This window comes from Streptomyces fuscigenes (assembly GCF_021556455.1).
In the GTDB taxonomy this organism is placed as follows: Bacteria; Actinomycetota; Actinomycetes; order Streptomycetales; family Streptomycetaceae; genus Streptomyces; species Streptomyces fuscigenes.
The window spans coordinates 1-1,360 of sequence record NZ_JAKGCV010000758.1 but is presented as its reverse complement, the minus strand read 5'-3'; the positions used below and the strand labels follow the sequence as shown (position 1 = coordinate 1,360).

Annotated in this window: 2 protein-coding genes; both read right to left on the bottom strand. The window is 77.3% G+C overall.

Going from position 1 to position 1,360, the window contains the following annotated elements:
• The coding region (locus L1885_RS29485; RefSeq protein ID WP_372482059.1) for an NTP transferase domain-containing protein at window positions 1-328 on the bottom strand (328 nt) is incomplete at its 3' end.
• A 154-nt stretch (window positions 329-482) separates the two neighbouring features.
• The coding region (locus tag L1885_RS28375) for a dihydrolipoamide acetyltransferase family protein (protein ID WP_235800004.1) at window positions 483-1,360 on the bottom strand (878 nt) is incomplete at its 5' end.

The window sequence follows — 1,360 nt, the reverse complement described above, 5'->3', positions numbered from 1 at the left end:
CGACGACGACGGTGCGCCCGGCGCCCGCGCAGGCGGCCAGCACCCGGTCGAGCAGCGTCCGGCCGCCGACGCGCACGCCGGGCTTGTCGGCGCCGCCGAGGCGCCTTGCCGCGCCCCCGGCGAGCACCACGGCGTCGAACGGGAGCGCCGCGCGCTCCGGGCGCGACGGACGCGGCAAAGGGTCGTCGCCGGCGGCTGTCATGGCTGAAGTATCGCCGTGATCGCGCCCTTGAAGCACGCGGCGGGGCGCGTCCTCGTCGGGGAAGGCGTCAGGGACGGCGGCCGGGGGACGCGGGACGCCGACGGGACGGGGGGACGAGCCGCTCACGAGGCCCGCCGCCGGGACCGGGGGAACGAGCTGCTCACGCGGCCCGCCGCCGTTCCCGCCGCCCTCCGCTGTTCCCGCCGCCCCGTCGCCCCTCTGCCGTTCCCGCGGAGCCGCCGCCGCTCCGCTGTTCCCGCGGAGCCGCCGCCGCTCGCGTCTACAGCGTGCGCAGCAGGACCGACGGCTGCTCCACGCAGTCGCCCACGTACCGGAGGAAGCCGCCCGCCACCCCGCCGTCGCAGACGCGGTGGTCGAACGTCAGCGAGAGCTGCACGACCTGGCGCACCGCCAGCTCGCCCTCGTGCACCCAGGGCTTGGGCACGATCCGTCCGACGCCGAGCATGGCCGCCTCGGGGTGGTTGAGGATCGGCGTGGAGCCGTCGACCCCGAACACCCCGTAGTTGTTGAGCGTGAACGTGCCGCCGGTCAGGTCGGCGGGCGTCAGCGCGCCCTGCCTGGCCAGCTCGGTCAGGCGGCCGAACTCCCCGCTCAGCGACTCGGCGGAGCGCGCGTGCGCGTCGCGCACGACGGGCACCACGAGCCCCCGCTCGGTCTGTGCGGCGAATCCGAGGTGCACCGCGGGCAGGCGGACGATCTCCCGGGCCGACGTGTCCACCGTCGCGTTCAGCTCCGGGAAGCGCGCGAGCGCGGCCGTGCAGATCCGGGCGAGCACCGCGAGGACGGAGATCTTCGACCCGCCGGCCGCGTTCATCGCGGCGCGCGCGGCCATCAGCTCCGTCGCGTCCGCGTCCAGCCAGCAGGTCGCGTCGGGGATCTCCCGGCGGCTGCGCTCCATCTTGTCGGCGACCGCGCCGCGCACGCCCTTCAGCGGGATGCGGACGGCGCCGTCCTGCGTGCCCGGGCCCGCGGGCGCCTCGGCCTCGGGTGCCGGGAGGGCCGCGGCCCGCTCGATCGCGCGCTCCACGTCGGTGCGCAGGATCAGGCCCTCGCGCCCCGATCCGGACAGCTGCCGCAGGTCGAGCCCGTGCTCCCGCGCCAGCCGCCGCACGAGCGGCGAGACGACCGGGACCGGCC